This window comes from Actinotalea sp. C106, assembly GCF_023630195.1.
Lineage (GTDB): Bacteria > Actinomycetota > Actinomycetes > Actinomycetales > Cellulomonadaceae > Actinotalea.
Window position 1 is genome coordinate 1 of the sequence record NZ_JALPKN010000317.1, and the last position, 3436, is coordinate 3436.

Consider the following 3436-nt stretch of genomic DNA (forward strand, 5'->3'; position numbering starts at 1 on the left):
GGCCTCCGACTTGGCCGCGGCCACCCCGGCGGCGACAGCGGCCACGCCCGACTGGAGCTCCCCGGTGGCGCGGGCGATCGCGATCCACGCCAGGCCCCACGTCATCGCCGCACCGATCGCGAGCCGCCCCCGGGTCGCGACGGCGAGGCCGACGCCGACCGCGGCGGCCACCGCGAGGACGAGGACCGCCCAGACCTCGGGGCCGAGCCCCAGCTCGGTGTACCCCGCCGAGGTGAGCACCGCCGCGACGTTCGCCACGGTCGCGACCGACACCCAGCCGAGGTACAGGCCCACCGTGCCGTCGGTGACGACCGTGTCGATCAGACCGCGCGCAGGCACCGCCTCGAGCCGCAGCAGGATCGCCACGAGCGTCACCAGGAGGAGCGCGATCACCGGGACGCTGAGACCCAGCAGCCCGACCTGGACCACGGTGATCCAGGCGGCGTTGAGGAGCATCGAGAGCAGCACCCACCACCCGATCCGGCGCTGGCGTGCGTCGGCGCGCTGCGCAGGCAGAGCCTGCCAGACCGCGTAGGCGAGCAGCCCGGTGTAGATCACCGACCAGATCGAGAAGGCCGGACCGCCCGGGGCGACGAGGGTCGCGTCGGCCGCGAGGGCGCCGTCGCCCACCGAGGTCTGGTCCTGGCCGCCGGTGGCCCCCGAACCCACGAAGGCCGCGGCGATCGCGACCAGGGAACCGATCAGCACGACCACCTGCCGCACGAGGTCCTTGCCTGTCGCTGGACGCGTCTGGGTGCTCATCCACCCATGGTCGCCGCGGGCCGCCGCGACCGCACGGTGAGCGCAGGCACGGCCCGGACGTGATGCAGGTCACGCAGGGTGGACCCCCTTGCGGATGCACCGCACCACGGTCCGGGTTAACTTCTTCTCACTCCTGATGCCGCCGCGAGAGCGACGGCCGGCCCCCGGGCCGCCGGTGACCGCCACACCCTGTGCGGGTGAGACGCCACCTCTCCGCCCCCGCTCGCCACGTCGCGAGCGGGGGCGCATCATGTCCCGGCGGGACAGACCACGGGAGGGAACGATGGCGCAGCACGACACCGGGACGGACGACGGCTCGCACGGCGGTCGGCACGAGTCACCGATCGAGCGCCTGGACCGGCACTGGTTGGAGATCCTGCAGGAGCTGCGCGTCACGCAGACCGGGATCCAGATCCTCACGGGCTTCCTGCTCACGGTCCCGTTCCAGTCTCGGTTCACCGATCTCACCGGCTCCCAGCGCGCCATCTATCTCGTCCTGGTGCTGCTCGCGGCCATCACGACAGGTCTGGTCGTGGCTCCGGTCAGCCTGCACCGGCTGCTCTACCGGCGGCACGTGCGGGCCACTCTGGTCGCGGCCGCGGACCGCCTGATGCGCGCCGGGCTGGTGTGCCTTGCCCTCGTCGTGAGCGGCGTCGTGCTCCTGGTGGTCGACGTCGTCACCGGGCGGACCCCGGCGATCGTCACCGCGAGCGCGCTGCTCGTCATCCTGGGGCTCGGCTGGTTCGCGCTCCCGGCCTGGTTGGGCCGGCGGGCTCAGCCGGACCCTGAGGACCCTGAGGGCTCAGCGCGCTCCGCTCCGGAGAACACCGGTGCCGGGCGGCCCAGCAGGTAGCCCTGGACCATCTCGCAGCCGGCCTCGCGGAGCAGCGCCAGCTGAGCGGGCTCCTCGACCCCCTCGGCGATGACCTCGATGCCGAGCTCGCGGGCCAGGGCCACGACCCCGCGGACCAGCGCCAAGGAGGCGGCGTGGTCGGGCAGTCCCGCGATGAAGCTGCGGTCGATCTTGATCTGGTCCACCGGCAGGGACTGCAGCCAGGCGAGCGTCGAGAAGCCCGTGCCGAAGTCGTCCAGGGAGATGCGCACACCGATCTGCCGCAGCTCGACCAGCCGCTCGATGACGCCGGGCAGGTCCGACAGCGACCGGCTCTCGACGACCTCGAGGTGCAGGCGGTCCGAGGTCAGCCCGTTCTTGCTGAGGGCCGAGCGCACGGCGGGCACCAGGCGCGGGTCGACCAGGGTCGCACCGGCGAGGTTGACCGCGACCCGCAGGGGCTCGCCGGGGGCCTCGCCGGGCGAGGTCGTCCGCGACCAGCCCGCGAGAGCCTCGCAGGCCGCACCCACGGCCCACAGGTCGAGCTCGGTGACCAGTCCGGCCTCCTCGGCCAGGGGCAGGAAGGCCGCCGGGGCGAGCAGGCCGAGGCGCGGGTGGGCCCAACGGATGAGGGCCTCGGCCCCGACGACGGCGTCCCCCGTGCCCGGGGACACGTCGACCACGGGCTGGAAGAACAGCCTGAGCTGACCCGCCCCGACGGCATGGCTGAGCTCGGCCTCGAGGGACGGGGCACCGCGTCGCGGGTCGAGCTCCCCGGCGAGGAGCACCTGGTTGCGGCCCCGCTGCTTGGCCTCGTACATGGCGGCGTCGGCCGCCGCGAGGAGCCGGTCGCCCCGACCGTCGGTGCCGACGTGGACCGCGACCCCGACGCTGGCGGTGGTCCGCACCTCCCGGCCGTCGACGCGGAACGGGTGGTCCAGACCTGCCAGGAGGCGGGCCGCGACCGACATCGCGTGCTGGTCGTCGTCCACCTCGTGCAGCAGGACCGCGAACTCGTCGCCGCTCAGGCGCCCGACGACGTCCCCGGGGCGGAGCTCGCCACGCAGCCGCGCCGCCACCTGTCGGAGCAGCTCGTCCCCCGCGGCGTGCCCGTACTGGTCGTTGACGTGCTTGAAGCTGTCGAGGTCGCAGAACAGGACGGCGGTCCCCTCCCCCGGGGCCGCGCGACGCAGCGACTCGTCGAGGCTGCGGCTGAACAGGACGCGGTTGGGCACCCCGGTCAGCGCGTCGTGCAGGGCCTGGTGGCTCACCCGGGAGAGCAGCCGCGCGTTCTGCAGGGCGGTCGCCGTCTGGTCACCGACCCCCGCGATCCGGGTGATCGCCTCGTCTCCCACCGCCAGCCGGTCCTCGCGGGTGGCCCAGCTCGCGATGGCCACCCCCATGAAGGCCTCCCCCGCGACGAGCGGGGCCACCACCACGCTGCGTGAGCCGACGGCCGCGAGCAGCTCACCCAGGCGCGGGCTGGCGTCCTCGGCGTCGATCACGACCATGTCGTGCCGGGTGAGGATCTGGGTCAGCTCGGGGGTGTCGTCCGGACGGACGCTCGAGCTCATGATGAGCGAGGCCTCGTCGTCGTCGTGCCCGGTGGTCGCCGCAGCCCGGAGCACGCCCTCGGAGGCCTCCCAGAGCCACACGCCCCCGGACTGGCAGCCCACGATCCGGGGCATCGCCTCCGTGACGACCCTCGCCACGGCGTCGGCGTCGGTGGTGGCGGCCAGCGAGTGCGCGAGCTCGAGCAGCGCCGTGGCCCGGCTCGCCTCGCGCCGGCTGCCGTCCAACGCCGTCAGCAGGTCCAGGGCAGCTGCCGCGTGGCGGGCGTAG

3 protein-coding genes are annotated in these 3436 nt (G+C 74.1%); 1 reads left to right on the forward strand and 2 read right to left on the reverse strand.

All coding sequences use genetic code 11. The features are described from left to right. Nucleotides 1-762, reverse strand: a 762-nt coding sequence (locus L0B03_RS15560; protein ID WP_250447462.1) for a tryptophan-rich sensory protein, incomplete at its 3' end; no start/stop codon positions are given. Between the two features lie 283 nt (nucleotides 763-1045). Here L0B03_RS15560 and L0B03_RS15565 point away from each other — a divergent pair. Beyond that, a complete protein-coding gene (locus L0B03_RS15565; protein ID WP_250447464.1) occupies nucleotides 1046-1615 on the forward strand; it encodes a DUF6328 family protein in 570 nt (189 codons plus the stop codon). Here L0B03_RS15565 and L0B03_RS15570 read toward each other — a convergent pair. Beyond that, on the reverse strand, nucleotides 1537-3436 hold a 1900-nt coding region (locus L0B03_RS15570), incomplete at its 5' end, for a bifunctional diguanylate cyclase/phosphodiesterase (RefSeq protein ID WP_250447467.1). The genes L0B03_RS15565 and L0B03_RS15570 overlap by 79 nt on opposite strands.

Excerpts from the sequence above, each read along its gene's own strand:
- L0B03_RS15565 (WP_250447464.1), top strand. The coding sequence starts at position 1,046 with ATGGCGCAGCACGACACCGGGACGGACGACGGCTCGCACGGCGGTCGG.